This is a genomic window from Bacteroides intestinalis (genome assembly GCF_003464595.1).
In the GTDB taxonomy this organism is placed as follows: domain Bacteria; phylum Bacteroidota; class Bacteroidia; order Bacteroidales; family Bacteroidaceae; genus Bacteroides; species Bacteroides intestinalis_A.
In genome coordinates this window covers 343,021-362,383 of sequence record NZ_QRZF01000003.1, presented here as the reverse complement: position 1 = coordinate 362,383, position 19,363 = coordinate 343,021, and the positions used below count along the sequence as shown (strand labels likewise).

The 19,363-nt window shown below is 38.1% G+C and carries 15 protein-coding genes; 9 read left to right on the top strand and 6 right to left on the bottom strand.

What is annotated here, in order from left to right; genetic code table 11:
- Window positions 1–68 precede the first annotated feature (68 nt).
- Genes DWW10_RS06080 through DWW10_RS06055 form a run of 6 tightly spaced genes read right to left on the bottom strand, consistent with a single transcriptional unit; the run spans window position 69 to window position 8,301 of the window.
- Window positions 69–725 (bottom strand): flavin reductase, encoded by a 657-nt coding sequence (locus DWW10_RS06080; RefSeq protein ID WP_118420956.1) that lies wholly within the window; start codon window positions 723–725, stop codon window positions 69–71.
- Between the two features lie 53 nt (window positions 726–778).
- The gene (locus DWW10_RS06075; RefSeq protein ID WP_118420955.1) at window positions 779–2,677 is read right to left on the bottom strand and encodes a helix-turn-helix domain-containing protein; all 1,899 of its coding nucleotides are present in this window, start codon (window positions 2,675–2,677) and stop codon (window positions 779–781) included.
- Window positions 2,678–2,686: 9 nt separating this feature from the next.
- Window positions 2,687–2,914 (bottom strand): ATP-binding protein, encoded by a 228-nt coding sequence (locus tag DWW10_RS06070; RefSeq protein ID WP_118420954.1) that lies wholly within the window; start codon window positions 2,912–2,914, stop codon window positions 2,687–2,689.
- 47 nt (window positions 2,915–2,961) lie between these two features.
- The gene (locus DWW10_RS06065) at window positions 2,962–4,500 is read right to left on the bottom strand and encodes a DUF6850 family outer membrane beta-barrel protein (RefSeq protein ID WP_259320430.1); all 1,539 of its coding nucleotides are present in this window, start codon (window positions 4,498–4,500) and stop codon (window positions 2,962–2,964) included.
- 10 nt (window positions 4,501–4,510) lie between these two features.
- The gene (locus DWW10_RS06060) at window positions 4,511–5,692 is read right to left on the bottom strand and encodes a DUF4876 domain-containing protein (protein ID WP_118420953.1); all 1,182 of its coding nucleotides are present in this window, start codon (window positions 5,690–5,692) and stop codon (window positions 4,511–4,513) included.
- Window positions 5,693–5,724: 32 nt separating this feature from the next.
- Entirely contained in the window at window positions 5,725–8,301 is a 2,577-nt protein-coding gene (locus DWW10_RS06055; protein WP_118420952.1) for a TonB-dependent receptor plug domain-containing protein, read from the bottom strand.
- A 693-nt stretch (window positions 8,302–8,994) separates the two neighbouring features.
- On the opposite strand from DWW10_RS06055, the gene DWW10_RS26360 reads away from it, so the two are divergent.
- The 9 genes from DWW10_RS26360 to DWW10_RS06015 all read left to right on the top strand — a co-directional run bounded on the left by DWW10_RS26360 (window position 8,995) and on the right by DWW10_RS06015 (window position 19,363).
- Window positions 8,995–9,672, top strand: a complete 678-nt coding sequence (locus DWW10_RS26360) for a helix-turn-helix domain-containing protein (RefSeq protein WP_259320429.1) — start codon at window positions 8,995–8,997, stop codon at window positions 9,670–9,672.
- Between the two features lie 112 nt (window positions 9,673–9,784).
- Window positions 9,785–10,189, top strand: coding sequence for a hypothetical protein (locus tag DWW10_RS06045; RefSeq protein ID WP_118420950.1), 405 nt, complete (start codon window positions 9,785–9,787; stop codon window positions 10,187–10,189).
- Window positions 10,190–10,215: 26 nt separating this feature from the next.
- Window positions 10,216–11,112: an IS3 family transposase gene (locus DWW10_RS06040; protein ID WP_182021359.1), complete on the top strand. Its 897-nt coding sequence runs from the start codon at window positions 10,216–10,218 to the stop codon at window positions 11,110–11,112.
- Window positions 11,113–11,696: 584 nt separating this feature from the next.
- Entirely contained in the window at window positions 11,697–13,451 is a 1,755-nt protein-coding gene (locus DWW10_RS06035) for a tetratricopeptide repeat protein (protein ID WP_022391650.1), read from the top strand.
- Between the two features lie 139 nt (window positions 13,452–13,590).
- A complete protein-coding gene (locus DWW10_RS06030; protein ID WP_022391651.1) occupies window positions 13,591–13,947 on the top strand; it encodes a DUF3244 domain-containing protein in 357 nt (118 codons plus the stop codon).
- 100 nt (window positions 13,948–14,047) lie between these two features.
- Entirely contained in the window at window positions 14,048–14,209 is a 162-nt protein-coding gene (locus DWW10_RS25990; protein WP_022391652.1) for a hypothetical protein, read from the top strand.
- Window positions 14,210–14,379: 170 nt separating this feature from the next.
- Window positions 14,380–15,210, top strand: coding sequence for a GLPGLI family protein (locus DWW10_RS06025; RefSeq protein ID WP_022391653.1), 831 nt, complete (start codon window positions 14,380–14,382; stop codon window positions 15,208–15,210).
- Window positions 15,211–15,224: 14 nt separating this feature from the next.
- On the top strand, window positions 15,225–16,784 hold the full coding sequence (locus DWW10_RS06020; protein ID WP_022391654.1) for a vitamin K epoxide reductase family protein: 1,560 nt from the start codon (window positions 15,225–15,227) through the stop codon (window positions 16,782–16,784).
- Window positions 16,781–19,363, top strand: a complete 2,583-nt coding sequence (locus DWW10_RS06015; protein WP_022391655.1) for a TonB-dependent receptor — start codon at window positions 16,781–16,783, stop codon at window positions 19,361–19,363. The genes DWW10_RS06020 and DWW10_RS06015 overlap by 4 nt, the downstream gene beginning before the upstream one ends.

Sequence of the window (19,363 nt, the reverse complement as noted above, 5' to 3'; positions counted from 1 at the left end):
GAATTGGCCAAAAACACTTTGGTCTTTTACCAATGAAAAGGAATAATTGACCAAAATTTCGTTGAATATTATTTCTTAATCCAAATATTGACGATTTCTGAGATAAACATTTGATGTTTGGAAGGTTCGTTTTTATAAGCTTCTTCCATGATTTTTGATTTATAAGGTTCGGTCAGGCTGGCATAGTCCAACTCCTGAACAAACATCTTTTTGCACTCAATAATCATTCGTGCTTCTTCAAAGCTCATTGATCCTGAAGGAGTTTCTAGAGGAGTAAGTCCGGTCTCTTTCACCTTATCCGTATTCCTTCCTGACATTGTACCGCATATACGCAAGGCATTGCGATATTTTTCATTAAAGAAGCTGAGGGTGAAACTCTCATGCTGTTGGAGGAATTGATAAGTATAGCGGGTATCACGTATAAAAATAAAGGTAGAAGGACGTTCCCAAATGTATCCCATACCACCCCAACTGGCAGTCATTGTATTATAGGAACTTTCATCACCTGCCGTTACAAGCATCCATTCTTTACCGATCAGTTGAATCACATTGTCGGGCAAATCGGAGGCTTCAAGTTTATCGTAACGAGATTGCCAATCAGTAGAGGTTACACCACTTTCAGAGGATTCGGAAGTTTGATCATTTACTTTCTTATCATTGGGATTCGTACAAGATGCAAGGAATAAGAAAAGACTGATTACCGGTAATAAAATAGTTGTTTTCATTGATATAGAATAATTAAGTTATGAATCATTTAGTGTGCTCAAAGATAATCAATTTACTGAAAAGTCTTCTCTACTTTAGGAAGTGTTTGTTCAATGAGAAGTTTATTCATAAATTCACTTGGACTCATGTTATGACACCTCTTAAAGTTTCGAACAAAAGTACCAGTGGTTGCATAACCACACTGCTCCGGCAAATCTTTAAGGGCAATTGAAGGATTTTCTCTCATCAGTTGTTCGGCATGCTGAATACGGAAATTATTCAGCCAAACACTGAAGCCTTTATCACAGAATCTATTGATGCTAACCGATAAATAAGAACGATTCGTATTCAGTACATCAGCCAACGTCTCTATCGTAAGGTCACTTTTAAGGAAGTATTGTTCATCACGAACTTTATGTAAGGCTTGCCAGAATAAAAGTTCATATTGATCCATAGATACAGAATGTGATTTAGGCATATCTCCTTCATCGCATTTCTTAATCATTCCTTGAAGTCTATAATTTACAGCACCTTGTTTCTTCAACTTACGGTACATAGATATGGACTTGAATGTAGCTGCTACAGAAATTACCAAGAGAAAAATACAAATTGCAGCCACATGTGTATTTATTCTATTTACATCTTCACTCTCATTAAGCTCATGCTTCAATTCCTGAATCTTTAAACGTTCTGCATAATTTTTTTTATCGTTCTTCGCTTTAAATTCCAAATACGTTTGCAGAACAGAATCTCGTCGAGATAATAAATCCAGAGCCTTTTCATATTGCTTAGTTTCACGGCAGAAAGAACTAAAATTGGTAAGGGCTTTTATTTGTAGCTCCATTTGCATGGAAGTCTTGACTATTTCTTTCATTAGAGGTTCAACAATCGTATAATATTGATTCGCTTGTTGAATCTTACCTTTTTTCCACAATAAATCGGCAAATAAATAACAAGGAGATAAAAAACAGTGAGGAAGTAATGTAGCTTCTTTACTTTTTCTTTGATAATTCTTAGTCTTTTCTTTATAAGATGTCATAGCCCTATCCAAAAACAAAAAAGCGGAATCATCTTGCTCTTCAGGAATATAAGTTTCGGCCATCATACAGTTTAGAACAAATTTATTCCCCTTTTCTACCAATAATCTTTCTACTAAATACATGCGTGCACTATCAGGTTTATTAAGTTCCATATAGCTTTTTACAACTTCATTTTGTATTGAAGGATTAAACGCTATTTCTGGATTAATTCTTTTATAATAATCCAATGATTCCGAATAATATCCTGCCCCACATAAATATTTTATCAACATAATGCCAGAGGTTTGTTGTAGCTCCATGAATTTATGTTCCAAGGCCAACTGGTATGCCTCCTTATATAGTAACAAGGCATTTTCATAATCTTCCAACATCACAAAATGACTCGCTATAGTTAGAAGACACTTACCTACATCTTCCGGTTTATCAGCCTCACGATACTGTTTCAATAATCTATACCAAACAGGAAGAAAATCTTCTTGATAACCTGATCTGTTAAGCAATAATGCTTTCATCTCATTTACTTGCCACTCTTCTTCTTGTGAAAGTGAATGATTGGTTTCTAACATTTCTATCCATTTAAGCCCCTTAGAATAAGCGCCAGAAACACCAAATCTATCCAAACTACTACAGGTTCTCACTAATTGAATTAGAACTTCTTTCCTTTTTCTACCAGAAGTAAAAGGTAAAACCTTCATTAAAAGTCGCTCTTGTTTTTTTACTCCATCTATTTCTTCTTCATTTTTATGCGATATTTTAATTATACATTCAATCCTATCCCTAATAGGTAAATATTCTACTTCAGATAATAAAGAATCAAAAGAAGATGATAATATCGGTACCTTTGACAATTCTGTATCTAAGGCATCTTTATTACCAAGGTTTGAACAAGCACCGCATAAGAATAAAAAAAGAAATAGATAGAAATTTTTCATATGGTAGAATTATACAAAAGTTATTGCCCTAAATGCACAAGCACTGGCACAATCTCCACATTGACTGCAATATCTTTCTTCTTTCATTTTAACTTTCTCTTTTTCTATGTAAAGAAGTCCTAAACTGCATGCATCCACACACTCACCACATCCCGTACACTTGTCAATGTAAATAATCCATCTACCAACAGGTCTCGGATCTGATTTCTGATTATCCAAAATTTCTTTTTTTTCCATAATTCTATTGTTTTTTTAGTTAGTCGCTTCAAAACTACGGAATCTATTTAGAAAAACAATCCTATTTGTACAGAAATATTTTCCTTATTTGAATTAAAAAGATTTTTAGAAGCATTTTCATACCCCGCCGTCAATTGGGCAAACCAAGTAAAAGAAACGGTATGAGTATAAGTTAGAGACAAATATAATGCCCATCTGAGCTCTGTTAAGTAATTGTACTCCTGCTCCAACCGATCCATATTCTGCCATAATTTGATTGCGGGCGTATTCTGTCCTGATTGCAACTGTTTTTCAGCTATCATAGTTCCACCTCCTTTACCGTACTCTGCCCCAATAGCTAAATCAATTCGGGCATTAGATAATAAGAAATTCCGAGTAAATGTAGAATATGCAGTAAAACGGTGCACAGTTTGCGTATATTCAGCCGGATAAAAAAGCAATTGACTTTTTGTCTGCTTAAAGTCAATTCCCGAAACGATAGAATAACGACTATTCCACTCATTATAAAGTCGATAGTAACCATAAGTCAACCCATATTCATTAATACGGGAAGTAGAACGAAGAACCTTCCCCAAAGAATGCCATGTACCCATGTTCTCTTCCTGCTGCTGCAAAAGATCATAACTATCCGACTTGTCAAACAAAACTTTCCAACTCCATTCATGGCGATTCAATGGAGAAACTAATGAACCTATACCTTTATAATCCAGTTTCCAGCCATCTGTTTCACCTTCTTTCTTGTTTTGTATACGGTCACTTACTATATTTTGTCTGACAAGGTTCCCTCCTATCTGTTGAAATAGCCGGAAGCATCCATAAACTCCCTCTTCTTGTAAGAATCCTCCGAACTCCTGTGCAGAATAATACCATTTTATATTTTCTCCTTTAGGCAAAGTTTTAAAGTACCCTAACGGATAAGAAACAAAGAAAGGATATGCCGTATGAGTACCTATATTCTGATAGTCCACCGTTTCTTTACGATTGCCATAAAATATGGAAGCACCCAAACGATGACTTCCACACTCATAACCAACTCCGGGAGTTATTTTCCACTCCATCCACTGGTTTTCATTCCGGGGATCTGTATCCTTGGCATTCAGGTCAACTAAATAATCGAACCTCGAACCAATCAGCCAATGCGAAGAAACGGGTAATGAAAATGCACCGGACAGTTGGTATTGTTCCGAACGCTGATCGCCACTCACTGAGTCACAAAGATTTATTCCACGCCAGCAGTCACCGGTCATCCCATTCCAATTCACCTCTTGCTTCCGGTTATTCACATATCCTATTTTTCCATATAAAGAGACATTACCTATAGTCTGGTAAGATTCACCAAACACCGCATACTTATTGGATGAAGCGGGCAAACTGACATTACCAAAGTTTCCATCTTCAAACCTATACCCCACTTCCGCCACAGAGAACGAGCGGAAACGGTTGAATGACATTCCTACCGGATTAGCTCCTGTCAGCCAATTATTCTGCTGATAAACCTCTTGCATAGAATAGATATGCAATGAATCAGACTGCGCATATACGGGAATCGCCGACAGAAGCCATAAAATAAATAATGTACTCCGCATAGTTGCTTGCTTATTTTTTCAAAGACGGTTCGGATACGATAAAGTCCTCTGCCGCATTGTTCGTATCCTGATAAATGAAATGCCCGTTGGTTGATGCTGCACTTTTACGTATCAACGATTTCCCGGAATAATCTCCTTCCGGAATATACACAGGTTCATGGTTCAGTTCATTAGGCACACGCTTATTGGCAAGCTTGGCTTCATTTTCCACGCACTCCACACAATCAATCACCCACTCTTTCGGAATCATCAAATAGAATTTAGTCTTATTCGAAGCTTGGGGCCTATTTTCCCTGTTCAATGGATTATTTATATATTCCTCTGCACTAATGCCTTCAAATCCAAATATCATGAATGTGGGGCCAACTACCGGAAATGAATACATCCATGCGGTCGAGTTAAGATTTAAAAGCAGGTTCAATGGTTTCACACCGGGTGCTATGCTCTGTTTGCTCAAACTTACATGCCAGAATCCCCAGTCAATTTTAGATAAATCAACTGAATTAGCATGCTGATATTCGCCTCCGGTATGATCTACAGCATTCGTTGCAATGGTAGTTTCCGCTCCGGGCAATAAAGGATACTCCTTACCGCTACCCGGAAATTGCCAGGTCATATCAGCAACGGGAATCCGTTTCATATCCGTATATTTCACCCAAGGAGATACAATACCTGGCATCGGATCCACCAAAGCCAGACACAATCCATCCAGATATACAGTCTCATCAGAGTTATTATAGAGTGTAACATATTGGTCAGCCTGATAATCTGCTCCCAACTCTCCTTTACAACCCACATAATAAATCTCTTTAATGACCAACGCATTTATTTTAGAACGAGCCAGTTGCAACTGGACTTTCATCACTTCTTCACCCTGTTCGGGCAATAACGACAAAGATTCCAATCTTCCACTGAAAATAATTCCGGAAGCAGATTGATAATGTACGGCAACTGTATAATATCCATATTCCACATTAAACAGAGCTACTCCATCAGAACCACATGAAGAGGTATAAACCGTACCTTGATCCTTATTTGTCAATACCACCTCCATCTCTTCAAAAGGCAAGGTCACTTCATCCGTAGGAGAAAGTAGTTGGACACTCACAGAGCATGAAGAACTATTCTCATCCCCGGTACAAGCACATAGGAATAACACGAAGAAAAACAATACATAATATTTCATTCTCATTCAATATCTAAAATTTAATACAAATACTAATTTTAAAAGCGGATACTAATTTCCGCACCATAATATAAATCCGGATTCACAACTGCATATTTCTGTATACTCCGCCGATATCGTTTCGGATTGGATTGCAGCAGGTTATTAGCACAAAAAGCAACCGAAACATGACGTCCTATCTCTTTAGTAACCCGAAGATTCAACAAGAAATAAGGTTTATACGAGTCCTTCAGAAAAGCGGTAGTTGTATTCGCCCTGATCACTAAATCAGCAAAACGTTCATCCGTCGCCATTTCTGGCGTGAAAGGATGCTGGTTTCCCTCTCCGTCTATATAATAAACCGGATTCAGGCACTTCTGATTATTACTGTCCGTGTGCACAGGGTTATTAAACCGGCTCTCCATTCCCCGCTGTTGTTTATCCATCCACACAGCCTGAAGCGTTAAGCTCGTGATCAAACCAATTCTGGGAATTTGAGTAACACACTGAAACCGGCTATTCAATTGTTGCCAGATTTGAGTATTCGCAACAGAAGGCCCTGTTTCATAAATACCTACATAAGGGTAAGCTTTTCCATTCACTTCTATCTGGGGATGCAAGGCAGAAAGTGCCGTATTCTTTTCACATACATCCAGATATCCGCCACTTATGTAAAATGAAGAACGCAGCGTCTTTGAATGAATCGGACCAATGGTATACTCAACACCTTGTTTCTCCTGTTCTATACCATTCTGGGGTGATAAATAGGTAGCAAACGTAGTATTCAAAGTATATGGAAGAAGTTCACCATCATTCATGACACCCTCATCCGTCAATTCCGGTTGTTCTCCTTTACTGATCAAAGGGGAATAGCGGCGATAGGAAAAAGGTTCGGCAAGTTGGGAGGTGCAATAGCCATTTTTGAGATGTTCCTTAAACCATACCACATCTGCAGTAACACCTCCTATCCGGAAATTCACCCCTATTTCAAACTTCTGATTAACAGGCAAACGTAAGTCGGAGTTAAAATTACGGTCAGTTATAAATGTATGCATGACGGTCAGACGCTGATTATTCTCAGCATCATTGTACGTAAAGCAATTCATATCCGTATACGATTTATCGGGATACAAATAAGCAAGTACAGGCATCTTATGCATCAATCCCCACCCCAGACGTACACTGAAACGACTTAGAAAAACATCATCTGTCCTATCAATAAATATCTGGGAAAGATTGATACGCGGATCAACAGAAGAGCTCCGTTGTAGACGCTGAGTCGGCAACTGAGTAAAACGTACTCCCGCCTGCACTTCGGTCCGCATCTTCCCATAACGGAGAATAAAGTGATTTTCAGCAAAAGCAGAATACTTATATAATAAAGGTATATCCCGATAAGACCTTGTCCGCACTCTGAGCATTTCCAAGGGAGGACGAAGAGGATCGAAACTTATTCCTTTTCCACGATTCCCTTCCACTTCAGCATGAAGTCCCAGTTGCAAATGGTTACTGATGTTCTCACCCATCGTTTTTCTGTGATTGGCAGTCAACGATACATCTCCGCTCAATGGCTTGCCTTCAACGGATAACTGAGAGAAATAATGGGGAGGCAAGAACACTCCGGCATGTTCACCTGCCTGTGCGGTATAGGTAGTGACTTGCTGTGTTCCCGAATAATATGTACTGGATTCATTCTTCTGGCTCCCATACGTAAACCCTAGCTGATATTCAAGATTGGAAATCCAGGAACGATTCAAATTCCACTGTCCGTTAGCAGAAAAAGATATGTTTTGATCCAGATATTTCCGAAATTCACCATCCACTGTATTCTGCCCTCTTTTATCATTGTCCTTCATCCAATAACCACGCATATTAAGACGCAAAGTAGCCGACCGGAAATCCTTCGCATAAGCCGCCTGGATTCCAAATCTTTGAAAAGATTCTTCAAAGACTTGAGGCGATTGATTTGAAAGTGCATAATCTGCTCCTAAATAGAGAGTTCCCCCATTATTACTGATCGCAATGCCCTTCCCCACAGAAGCAAGTTTCTCTGTAGCTGTCAGACGAATACCGATGGTAAGAGGTTGTATCCCAGCTTTCGACTTAACCAGAACAACCCCACTGGTCACATCTCCATAACGTGCCGCAGGAACACCACGTATCACCTCAATCGACTCCACAGAAGATGGAGACAAGGAACGCACGTCGAAACCGGATAACACCGTGCTATTAAAGAGGCTTCCCCTACCTTCAAGTCCCATTTGCTGCATATTGGCATTATTATTCATGCGGAGTCCATCCACCACTATGGCTGTCCCTAAAGCATTAGTCGTATTTTCATAAGTTGCACTGCGGATGGTAAAGGCAGCCGGAGCATTCAGATCCGGATTGCGGACAAGAACACCGGGTAGTAATTGAGATAAGACAGAAAGATCAGTAGCCTGTATATGACGAATAGCATCCTGCCCAATGACAGAACGTGTTCCCGGAGCATTTGATTGAGTAGCAGTAACAATCACCTCCTGTAACCGGATGTTGCGAAGAGTATCTATAGCCTGCATTTCAGTCTGTCCATATACCGCCAGCGAACAAACCCAAAAAGCAATTAATATATAGCCCCTGTAACAATTATTCATTTGTACAACCCAAGATGGTAATTTACATACCTAACGAGCGTTATATAGTAACCCTCAGATTAGGGGGGCAAAGGAAACAATTTTCTACCAACATTTCATTACCAAACTTTAAAAAAATGCAGAATAAAATCACTCTTTTCGGACTTTTGTGTGTACATTTGCAAGCAACAGAACAACAATATCATGCCATTTTTCATATTAAAGACATTACTTATTTGTACTTTTCTGCTGACTTGGGCTGTACTAGGTCTTGCTTCTATCTCTCTGATTTGGAGAAACAAGCATAAAAAGGATTTGAGCATATTATTAGCACCAATCCTACTAATATACTGGGGATTAACGTCATATAGCACATTATACGAAAATTTCTTCCTGCTTCAGAGAACATCCCTCTTACCCACCCTATACTGTTGGGGACTGACTTTTCTCCCTCCTTTACTCTATTTCTTTATCCGCTTCCGTATTACCGGAATATTTCCCCAAAAGCTACAATGGTGGAAACATATGTTACCCTCGATGGTCTTATCGTGTTGTTACATATTGATGTCAGTTTTAAGTCCGGTGGCAGATCGCTTAACTTACAGTTGGGCTGAAATTCTATCATCGTTCCCGGCTTGGTGGACACTTTTCCGTTTAACGTGTATAATAACAGGGATCACACAGACTTTCATTTACGTATTACTCTTGCGAAATATGAATGAAACAGACTGTATATTCCTAAAATCAGCTTCCGATATTCAAAGAAAAAGCATCCTAATATCAGGGTTCTTCTTCATGTTCTTATTGAATATGTTCACTTCTTCATATATCTGCAATCTTTTATACAACCTTTGTATTGGCGTATTAAGTGGATATATCTTTTATAATTCTCTCTTACACCAATTCGTAAAACAAAAGCTCAAGCTACGTATTTATCGGGAAACATCATCACCGTTCCCAGTGAATACCCTAAATCAACAACTAGAAAGCAAATCAGAAAAAGATGTCGTAGAAAAAGAGGTGCTCATAAATGGTAAGAAAAACTCCAAAGTATACTTGACTCCTCAAAAGATCGATGAAATAAACCAACTATTACAAACACCAGAATTCATTTATGATCAAAAAATAAAATTGGAGCAGTTTGCTCAAAAAGTGGCAGTCAATTCCACCTATTTAAATAGATATTTCAATCAAGAATATGGATGTAGTTTCCTTCAATACCTTACGTCACTTCGTATCGAAAAAGCAGAAATGCTTTTAAGAGATTCGAATGCAGAAATAGAAGACATCTGTTATAATACAGGCTTCAACAGCCCTTCTGCATTTCACAAAGCTTTTAAAAACCGATATGGTTGTTCTCCCTCGGAATGGAGAAGAAGATGTCTCACTTAAAAGTTGAATCGCAGTCAATCCGTATCAGAACGATGCATCTATTTATTTCACATCAAGCATTATGACTTAATACAGAAATGGTTTACACCTATTTAACTAAAAACGGTGTAATATGAAACAGAAAAAAGTAATCAATCGTTCAGCTTATGATCCCTCTTTTCAATTTGAGGTTCTAAGCTCTCATTACTCAAGTGGTGAGTCCTTATCTGTAACCAGTTTTCGTTACGGCATCAATCGGGGCAGCCTCTGTCGTTGGAAGAATCTTTTTGAAAATCATCCGGAATCCCTATCTTTGTCCGAAGAGTTATTAACCAAACTGAGATCAATGCGTAAGAAACGTACAGAAGAAGATTTGAAAGCCTTGACTAGTGCTGAGTCTCTCCAAGCTGAGATATCCCGTCTTCGTAAAGCTTTGGAGTATTCAGAACTTCGCAATGAGGCTCTTTCAGAGTTACTGAAGATCGGTCGTGAAGAATATGGTATCGACTTATTAAAAAAAGTTGGCGCCAAGCAGTAGACAGCCTTCGTCTCAGGCATTCGGATTTGTCTGTCCGTTGCCTGAGCGGACTGTTTGGCAAGACTCGTGAAGGCTATTATTGTATAAGCCGTGAGAAATTCATGGAACGTTCTCTTTTGGAGTCCCAAATCGTCGAAGTAGTGGCGCAGCTACGTTCTCAAGCTCCTGGAATTGGCGCTTACAAGCTATTTTTGATTCTGCGTGACATTTTCGGTTCAAGGATGCTCGGGCGTGACCGTTTTTACGAACTTATGCACCGCAAACATCTTATGCTTGCCCCCTTACGGCGCCGACATACGACTAACTCCAACCACAACTATCGTAAGTACAAGAACCTTATTAAAGGTTTCAGGCCCATGACTCCCGGTGAACTATGGGTAGCGGACATCACCTACATCGATACGGATGAGGGTGTTTGTTATCTGCACCTGCTGACCGATGCTTTCACTCATGAGATTGTCGGTTGGAAGCTCTCTGACAGCCTTTTGGCTTCCCATACCCTTTCCGCCTTGAATGATGCTATCGACAGCGCTCGGGAACAGGGACTGGACCTGCGCTCACTCATACATCATTCGGACCGTGGTTCACAGTACTGCTGTAACCTGTATGTGGAAAGACTCAAGGAAGTGGGCGCCTCCATCAGCATGACAGAGGATGGAAATCCAACGGATAATGCCATAGCTGAAAGGATGAACGGTATCATCAAGCAGGAGTGGCTCTACAAAATGAAACGTCCCAAAGATATGCAGCAGGCGCAGAGCATTATGGAAGGAATCGTTGATTTCTACAACAATAAACGCCCACACATGAGCAATGGGATGAAAACGCCCGCAGAAATGAGAAGACTGCATGTTGCGCTCTTTGGAGGCTTCGCGCCTCCAGCCGCGCAGGCAGACCGCCGCGGTGTTTTTCATAATATGTAGTTGGTAATTTAATCGTATTTATTTAACTTTGAAACAATGAAAGTACTTATATACAACTATTTGTCAAACATTATAGCGGTGTATAGCAAAGCAGGAACTCTTTGAAAAGACTGTAAAGTAAAACAGGAAGAATCAAGAAGTAATGTAAAGCAAACCAGGAAGACTTTCAGGTTTCTGTACAATGAATCAGGAAGAGATTATTAGAGAGTGTAAACCGTTTACAGGCATAGTCAATGATTGGACACCAACCTTGGTCAACAGGCTTGTTAACCTTGGTTGATCGGCTTGTTGACCGTCATTAACGAGCCTGTTGACCAAGGTTAACATCCAATCAGACTTACTACTAAGACACCAAACAAGCAGGGCAAAGTCAAATGCCCCCCTATGTATTTCTCAATTACTATTGAAGCTTTTACTCTGAAATGAATGGGCTGAACTTTTTTGAAATAAATGTAGAATAATATGTTTAAAGCATTATGGATCTCTCACCTACCTACCACTGATTTATTATTCAGCCACAAAAATAGAATACATTATCGCCAAGAAAATAAAATATTTTCCAAAGAAACACTATCTTTGTAGGTATGAAAACAAACACACGATTCATACTACTAACCTGCCTGCTGCTATGCTTCTATGCATGTGACAGAAAACCTAACCCGCAATCACTGATTGTAGCGGATAGTTTGGCAAGCACACAGCCGGATAGTGCTATTGCTCTATTAAAAACACTGGAAGACAACATAAAGACTGAATCAGAGTCTACGCAAATGTATTATCGATTACTCTGCATCAAAGCAAACGACAAAGCATATATACGCCATACTTCAGACAGCTTGATACTTCCCGTACTACATTATTATATAAAGCAAGAAGATGAAGAGCATTTGCCGGAAGCTTACTACTATGCAGGACGCGTATATCGGGATTTGGAAGATGCGCCGCAAGCATTGGATTACTTTGAGAAAGCAATAGAAGCCCTACCCCAAAATGCAAACTACCAACTGAAAAGCAAGATATGTAGCCAGATGGGGACACTGTTTCTATATCAAAAGACTTATGATGAAGCATTGAAAATGTTCAAGGAAGCACAAAAATGCGACATAGCATTAAAAGATAGTATAGGCATGGTATTCAATTTGAAAGATATAGCCGATGCATACCGATGTGTTGACCAAAATGACAGTTCCTTATATTATTTTCGTAAAGCTTATGATCTAGCCGACTTTCATAAAGATTATGTGCTCATGGCTCTGGTAAAAAGCCAAATAGCAAGTCTCTACACAGAGTTGGGTAAATATGATTTAGCTCGGCAAGCTCTGCAGCCTTCATTAGACAGTATAGATATTCCCAGTAAAAGTGGCATTTTCTCTATTGCTTCAGAGTTATACCACAAAATGGGGGATATAGATTCCGCTATCTATTATTATAAACAATTACTGCAATGTGGTACCATTTATGCCAAACAATCGGCACATAAGGGTTTAGCACAAATAGCCATTGACAACAACAATCCTCAAAAAGCTTTATTGCACCTTCGCCAATTTATACAATGTACAGATTCTATCCAAAAAATCACTGATACAGAAACCATCCGCAAGTTAAACTCTCTCTATAATTATCAACTACGCGAGAAAGCAAACAAGCAATTGACAGCACAAAATAAACAAAAGCAGAATCTCATCATCATCATCAGCTTAATCAGCCTCTTTGCCCTTGTTTTATTGTTTGCCTACCTGCAGTATGCTAGACGGAAAAACTTGCAACTAAAAACTCAACTGGAGAAACTTGAACAACTGAGGGATGAACAATACCGAAAAAGTGATCAGTTCATAGAAGAAAACAAACGAAAAATAGAAGTGTTGGAGCAAAAATTACAGGAAGCCAGTCTAGCAAACAATGCTTTAAAACTACAACTAGAAGAACAAATAGAAATGACACTTTGCGCAAACAGACAGGCAGAAATAGAGTTAACCAGACGCAAACAGGCCGGTTCTGTCCTTTTCGAATCTGAAATATACAAATACATTCAGAAACAACTCAATACAACTAAAGTAAGTAAAAATCTGCTTTCAAACAAGGATTGGAAAGAACTTGAAGAAACCATAAACGCTATTTATAAAGATTTCACCGAGAATATATGTAAGCTCTGCAAACTGAATGAACATGAGTATCACATTTGCCTGCTAATAAAGATAAATAAATCTCCCATAGATATCGCTAAACTTACCGCCCACAGTAAAGAAGCCATCACTTCTACCCGCAGAAGACTTTACGAAAAAGTTTTCCGCAAAAAAGGAAGTCCTAAAGACTGGGATGACTTTATACACTCATTATAAGATATTTACAACTAAAATGCACACTATTTTGCACACAAAAAGAAAATATGCACACTGTTTTGCACACTCTCATACTTTGATTAAAACCCTAAAATCACTTTTTTTGTACTCATTAAATAATTACTAAAAGCTAAAAGCTATGAAACGATTGCTTTTTATACTTATCAGTTCTTTGTTTTATATGAATTGCTTGGCGAAGGAGATAACTATACAGTTATGCAAAGATAATGCTAGCGATCGGATAAAAGACAAACGCTCCTTGTCAGTAGAGCCTACGGCTACTTATGACGAGAATATAATACGCATTTATTCAAACATGACAATAGAGAATGTGTCGATTGTTATAAAAGATCAATCCGACAATGTAATATATTCTAATACCAGTATAGTAAATTCACGATGCCACACGTTTGAGGTATTTGATTTACTAAAAGATGGCTATATATTGGAACTTAAAATAGGAAATGATTCTTTTTATGGATGTTTTTCCAATTAAGACGATATCTAATGTACAAGAGAGCCTCCAAGAGATAAGAAAACGGAGTCACTTACTCTTGCGAAAAAACGATCAATAGACTCCACTAAAAATTTAAATTATGGAAAAGATTACTGAAAAAGAAATGCTTGCCATTATGGGAGGTAAATTAATGGAACTGAGTGCATGCGACTTAGTCATTGCAGAAGGAAATGCTCATGGAAATGATCCTGACTATGATTGGGATGGCTGGAATGAAGCTTTTGACAATGCATGTTTGTAAAAGTTCATGTTTTTCACCCAGAGAGCACGTCAACTTGTATAATACAAACTGATAATTCAAATATTACAGTTCAATTCATACAATTTGTTGTGCTCCCTGTGGTTAATTATAGTCCATTATGCATTGGATTTTAGAAATATCATTTTCATATAAATAGATTTAGATTCCAAATGAAAGTAAAATACATCATCTTTTTTATCTGCAGTTTAACAACTCACATATTATATGCACAGAAAGTAGAAGTTATTGAGCCTGCAGTGTTAGAATGTGAATATTACAAACGTGTAGTAACTGACACATTAGATAGGAAAAATGACTATAAAGCAGAACCTGCAAGACTCCGAATCGGGCAAAACAGTAGCATGTTCTATTCCCCAAGAGAATTGCGGTGGGATTCGTTAGGAACAGACAGAAAAAAAAGAGCCATGATGTTTATAGAATACTCAAGAAAAACCGGAGGAAAAAGTCCAAGCGGGGTTTTCCATGAGTATGTTTATAAGAATTTTCCAGAAAACAAGGTGACAGTATTCAATCATTTCGCTCTGATGAATTGGACCTATGAGGAAGAGTGGGAAAAACCACAATGGGCACTAAAAGATTCCACTAAAGTAATATTGGAATATTCCTGCCAACTAGCCATTAGTCATTATCGTGGACGAGTCTGGTATGCTTGGTTCACTTTTGACATTCCTATCAGTGAAGGACCGTGGAAACTATGTGGATTACCAGGACTGATTTTAGAAGCTTATGACAAAGACAAAGACTATAGTTTCACTGCTACAAGCTTAGTAAGCAAAGGAATACAACCAGTAGGCATTTATGACTTCTATGGACATGACTGGGCAAAAACTACCCGAAAAAAATATTTAGAGACCCGTTACAAAGAGTTACATACCGATCCGACCGAAAGAATGAGTACAATGTACGGATTGAAACGTTCTGAAGAAAAGAAAGCACTAAAACATCGCAATTACGACTTTGAAGAAACTGATTATCACTAGAAATACGACTCATCATGATGTCTAACAAATGTAACTTGACAGATACGCTCTATTGCTACAGCAAGCTTTACAAAAGTAGCATTCACAAAGAAGATGTGCAAATCTTATTGGAATCATCTCCTGCATATCCGACAATGTTGAGCTTATATCGTACTCTCCATTCTATTGAAATAGAATGTAATGTCGTAAAGGCAAAATTTGAAGACATTGCAATGTTAAACAAGCCATTCTTGGCTCATCTGAAAGGTCAAACAACAGACAATATAATTCTCATAAAAGAAATAGTCAGTAATAATATTCTATGGTATAATACAGCAAATTCTCGTTTCTACAAAGAGAGCATTGACACTTTTCTAAAAAAATGGGATGGTATTATTCTATATAGTACAGATAAAGAGATTAGTATAAACAGAAGATGCATATATATTTATATAACTTTACTTTGCTTATTTGCTATCCCTTTTTTCAATATTACTAATTTAGCAATTGTTGCTTTAAATATCATAGGTCTTTATAGCTCATATATCATATTTGCACATGAAAAAGGAAAGCGTGGAACAGTATTAAATAAAATATGTAAAGTGGGAAAGCATATTGATTGTGACAGTGTAGCACATTCAAAATTTTCACGTTTCGGTAATATTACTTTAGCTGATTTAGGACTAACATATTTCGGAACAGCATTATTTTTTTCTTTTTCCCTTTTATATAATCCATTTAATATCAACACAAGTGAAACATATTCAGCAATACTTATCATTAGCTTTCCTTTCATCTTATATTCCCTATCCGTTCAACTTTATATAAAGAAATGGTGTATTCTATGCCTTTCGTTAGATTCTATTATAATATTGCAAGCCTGTCTTTTCTTTATCAAAGAAGATTTTAGTTTTACAAATACTATAACACCATTTTTTCAAATCTCGTATTTCTTTCCACTAATACTATTAGTTGTCATTTTATTAAAGAAGTACTCCACAACTAAAAGCCAATACATCGAACAGAAAATACATTCTTTAAGAATACATCGCACACCTTCTGTATTCAATTTATTCATTAATAAAGCAACAGTAATACGTCAAGATGAATATGGACTTAGTATTGGAGACCCCAATGCCCCCTTAACTATTACAACCTGGATTAGTCCTCATTGTCCCCATTGCACAGAAATTGTCAAGAACATGTTCCTATTCATTCATAATAAGAAAGTACAATGGAAAATCTATTTTGCCGGAACTGATCAAAACACAGAAAACAATAGGCGCTATATAGTAGAGTTGTATTTTATAGCTTTATTCATTTCAAATAAGACACAATTCCTAAATGCTATAAAACAATGGTATAATCATGACCAGACCCCAATATTCAAGAAACTATCAAAATACAGAATTAACAAAAATGCCGAACTGATATTAGAAAAGCACATATCCTATGCCAAAGAAATAGGAATAAAAGAGTACCCAACTATTTTTATAAACAACATACGGCTTCCACAAGAATATACCTTAAACGATTTATACTATATGATATATGATCATGATATTATAAATGTCCTAAATACCTCTAATACATGAAACGCCTCATATTATTACTATTCATGCTCCTCATTTTCTGCCTTGATTATGCTTTTTCTCAAAATACCATAATCGGACATGTATCGGACAAAGCGGATCAAACTCCATTGTCCAATGTGTTGATTGTCATGAAAAGCAAAACCACTTCAAACATCATCCGATACACACAAACAAGCATTGAGGGTGAGTTTTCAATGCCTATAAAGGAAACTGATTACGAAAATTGCTTACTGCATCTATCCTTATTGGGATATAAGCCGCAGACAATGGAACTAAAGAGGAATGTTAACAAATTCAGGGTAGAGATGGAGGTAGCTGTCACGCACCTGAAAGAGGTAACAGTAAAAGCACAAAAAATAAGAGAACAAGGAGATACACTAATTTACAATGTGGCCAGTTTCAAGGATATACAAGACAAAACGATAGGTGATGTATTACAGAAAATGCCTGGCATAGACGTTGCAAAAAGCGGCGAAATTACCTATAACGGAACAGCTATCAACAAGTTCTATATAGAAGGGAAAGATTTGTTGGAAGGGAAATATGGCATCGCCACTAATGGTATTTCTCCCGATGATGTAGGTTCTGTGGAAATCATAGAAGACCACCAACCCATTCGCGTATTACAAGGAGTCAGTTTCTCATCGCAAGCAGCAGTAAACCTTCGCTTGAAAGAGAAGGCTAGAGCTAAATGGATAATTAACGCCTTAGCAGCAGGAGGTATATCGGAACAGCCACAAAGCGGTTTATGGATGGCAGAACTATTCATGATGAGGATGAAACAAAGAACCCAAAACATTACCCTCTATAAAAGTAATAATATCGGAAAGAGTTTAGAGAAGGAAGTAAATAATTACACAGCTAAAGAAAACGATATTGCCGATTATATCCAGATAAGCGGCCTCCGGACACCTAATTTGGAAGAGAAACGGACATTATTCAGTCGTTCGCACCTATTCTCTTCCAGCAACTTATGGGCGATAAAGCAAGACTGGGAATGCCGCGCACAAATGAATTACCTCAACCAACGCAATACGGGACAGACTTCTGCCCTTACCACCTACTACCTGCCGGAAGGAAATCGTCTGATAACGGAAGAACAGCAATCGGTGGAACATAGCCATAAATTAACTGCCCAAGTGAGTATTGAAGGAAACAAAGAGACATTCTACCTGCAAAACAGCCTGAAAACGGATATTGAATGGAATGATGTGGAGTTGGCTACCGCCGGAAGTCTTACCAACCTACAGCACGCTTCTCTGCCAAACCGGAAAATAAGCAATGACTTCAAATTGATAAAGCGATGGGGCAATCATCTCATCACTTTCAATAGTATCAACGTGTGGAACACCTTACCTCAAAAACTGACCGTAATCCGCAACGGGACAAGTAAGCAGAAAACGGACGAGTACTCTTTCTTTTCGCACGAACAAGTAACCTATGGTTTTCATTTCCAAGGTATGACACTTTCTTTGGAAGGAGGTGCAAAAGCGCAGTTCCGTACTCTTGACAGTCAGCTGTCAGGAGTGCCCGACTCATTGGGTACAAACATTCAGAGATGGGGCACCAATAACATCCAACTTTATGTTACGCCCAAACTGGAATACCAATACCACCGGGTAGAATTTACATTAGAGAGCCCTATCCGATACTACCGTTACTTGTTCTCTCACCAGATAAAAAATGAGAATGATTGGATGGCATCACCTTCCTTACGTATCAAATGGTATATTTCCCCATATCTCTATGCCCTATTGCGCGGACGAATCACTCCTAAAGAATGTGATTTACACTCACTATACAATGGGCTGATATTGACTGACTACCGTACCCTGACAAAAGGCATGGACTTTTACTCCACCTCTGAAAGTAAATCACTTTCAACCTCCCTAAACTTCAAACAGCCCATGCTTGGATTGTTTGCCAACATCATGGTAATGAAATCGTGGAACAGTCAGGAATATTTGTCGGAACAAGAATTCATTGGCGATTATGTCCTTCGCAGTTATCGTAAAACGCCCTCCCGGAGTGACACATGGACAGCGTTCGGAACAATAAGCTACAATGTTGATTTTTTGAAAGGAACAGCCGGACTAAATGTTATCTTTCGCAATAATAACCGCACGATGTTATCCGAAGGAATACCTACTAGCTATACACAAGAAAACTATAGTGTAGCTGGACGTTTGAATGGACGCATCGGACAGGTTCTAAATTGGCAATACCGCTTGAGTTACAGTCAAAACCACTTAAAAATAGACAATCAGTTTCAGCAACGGCTCAACCAGTGGGAACATGCCTTATCACTAACAGCATCTTTCTGTAAAAGATGGAACATACAAGGGACAGGTGAATATTATCGGAATGAAATAGCTAGGAAACAATTCAAGAGTATGATACTAGCAGACGGCAAATTATCCTATAATCTGAACAGCCACATGGAACTTTCAGCAACGGTTTCCAATCTTTTCAACAAGAAAAACTATGCATATACCATATACAATGATCTGAGCAGTGTAGGCTATACCCGCATGATTCGAGGAAGAGAATTTTTCGTTAGTGTATATTTGAAGAAATAA

What these genes read in the sequence shown, in the direction of transcription:
- DWW10_RS06080 (WP_118420956.1), bottom strand. Translation starts at nt 725, where the DNA reads ATGAAAACAACTATTTTATTACCGGTAATCAGTCTTTTCTTATTCCTT.
- DWW10_RS06075 (WP_118420955.1), bottom strand. Translation starts at nt 2,677, where the DNA reads ATGAAAAATTTCTATCTATTTCTTTTTTTATTCTTATGCGGTGCTTGT.
- DWW10_RS06070 (WP_118420954.1), bottom strand. Translation starts at nt 2,914, where the DNA reads ATGGAAAAAAAAGAAATTTTGGATAATCAGAAATCAGATCCGAGACCT.
- DWW10_RS06065 (WP_259320430.1), bottom strand. Translation starts at nt 4,500, where the DNA reads ATGCGGAGTACATTATTTATTTTATGGCTTCTGTCGGCGATTCCCGTA.
- DWW10_RS06060 (WP_118420953.1), bottom strand. Translation starts at nt 5,692, where the DNA reads ATGAGAATGAAATATTATGTATTGTTTTTCTTCGTGTTATTCCTATGT.
- DWW10_RS06055 (WP_118420952.1), bottom strand. Translation starts at nt 8,301, where the DNA reads ATGAATAATTGTTACAGGGGCTATATATTAATTGCTTTTTGGGTTTGT.
- DWW10_RS26360 (WP_259320429.1), top strand. Translation starts at nt 8,995, where the DNA reads ATGAATGAAACAGACTGTATATTCCTAAAATCAGCTTCCGATATTCAA.
- DWW10_RS06045 (WP_118420950.1), top strand. Translation starts at nt 9,785, where the DNA reads ATGAAACAGAAAAAAGTAATCAATCGTTCAGCTTATGATCCCTCTTTT.
- DWW10_RS06035 (WP_022391650.1), top strand. Translation starts at nt 11,697, where the DNA reads ATGAAAACAAACACACGATTCATACTACTAACCTGCCTGCTGCTATGC.
- DWW10_RS06030 (WP_022391651.1), top strand. Translation starts at nt 13,591, where the DNA reads ATGAAACGATTGCTTTTTATACTTATCAGTTCTTTGTTTTATATGAAT.
- DWW10_RS25990 (WP_022391652.1), top strand. Translation starts at nt 14,048, where the DNA reads ATGGAAAAGATTACTGAAAAAGAAATGCTTGCCATTATGGGAGGTAAA.
- DWW10_RS06025 (WP_022391653.1), top strand. Translation starts at nt 14,380, where the DNA reads ATGAAAGTAAAATACATCATCTTTTTTATCTGCAGTTTAACAACTCAC.
- DWW10_RS06020 (WP_022391654.1), top strand. Translation starts at nt 15,225, where the DNA reads ATGATGTCTAACAAATGTAACTTGACAGATACGCTCTATTGCTACAGC.
- DWW10_RS06015 (WP_022391655.1), top strand. Translation starts at nt 16,781, where the DNA reads ATGAAACGCCTCATATTATTACTATTCATGCTCCTCATTTTCTGCCTT.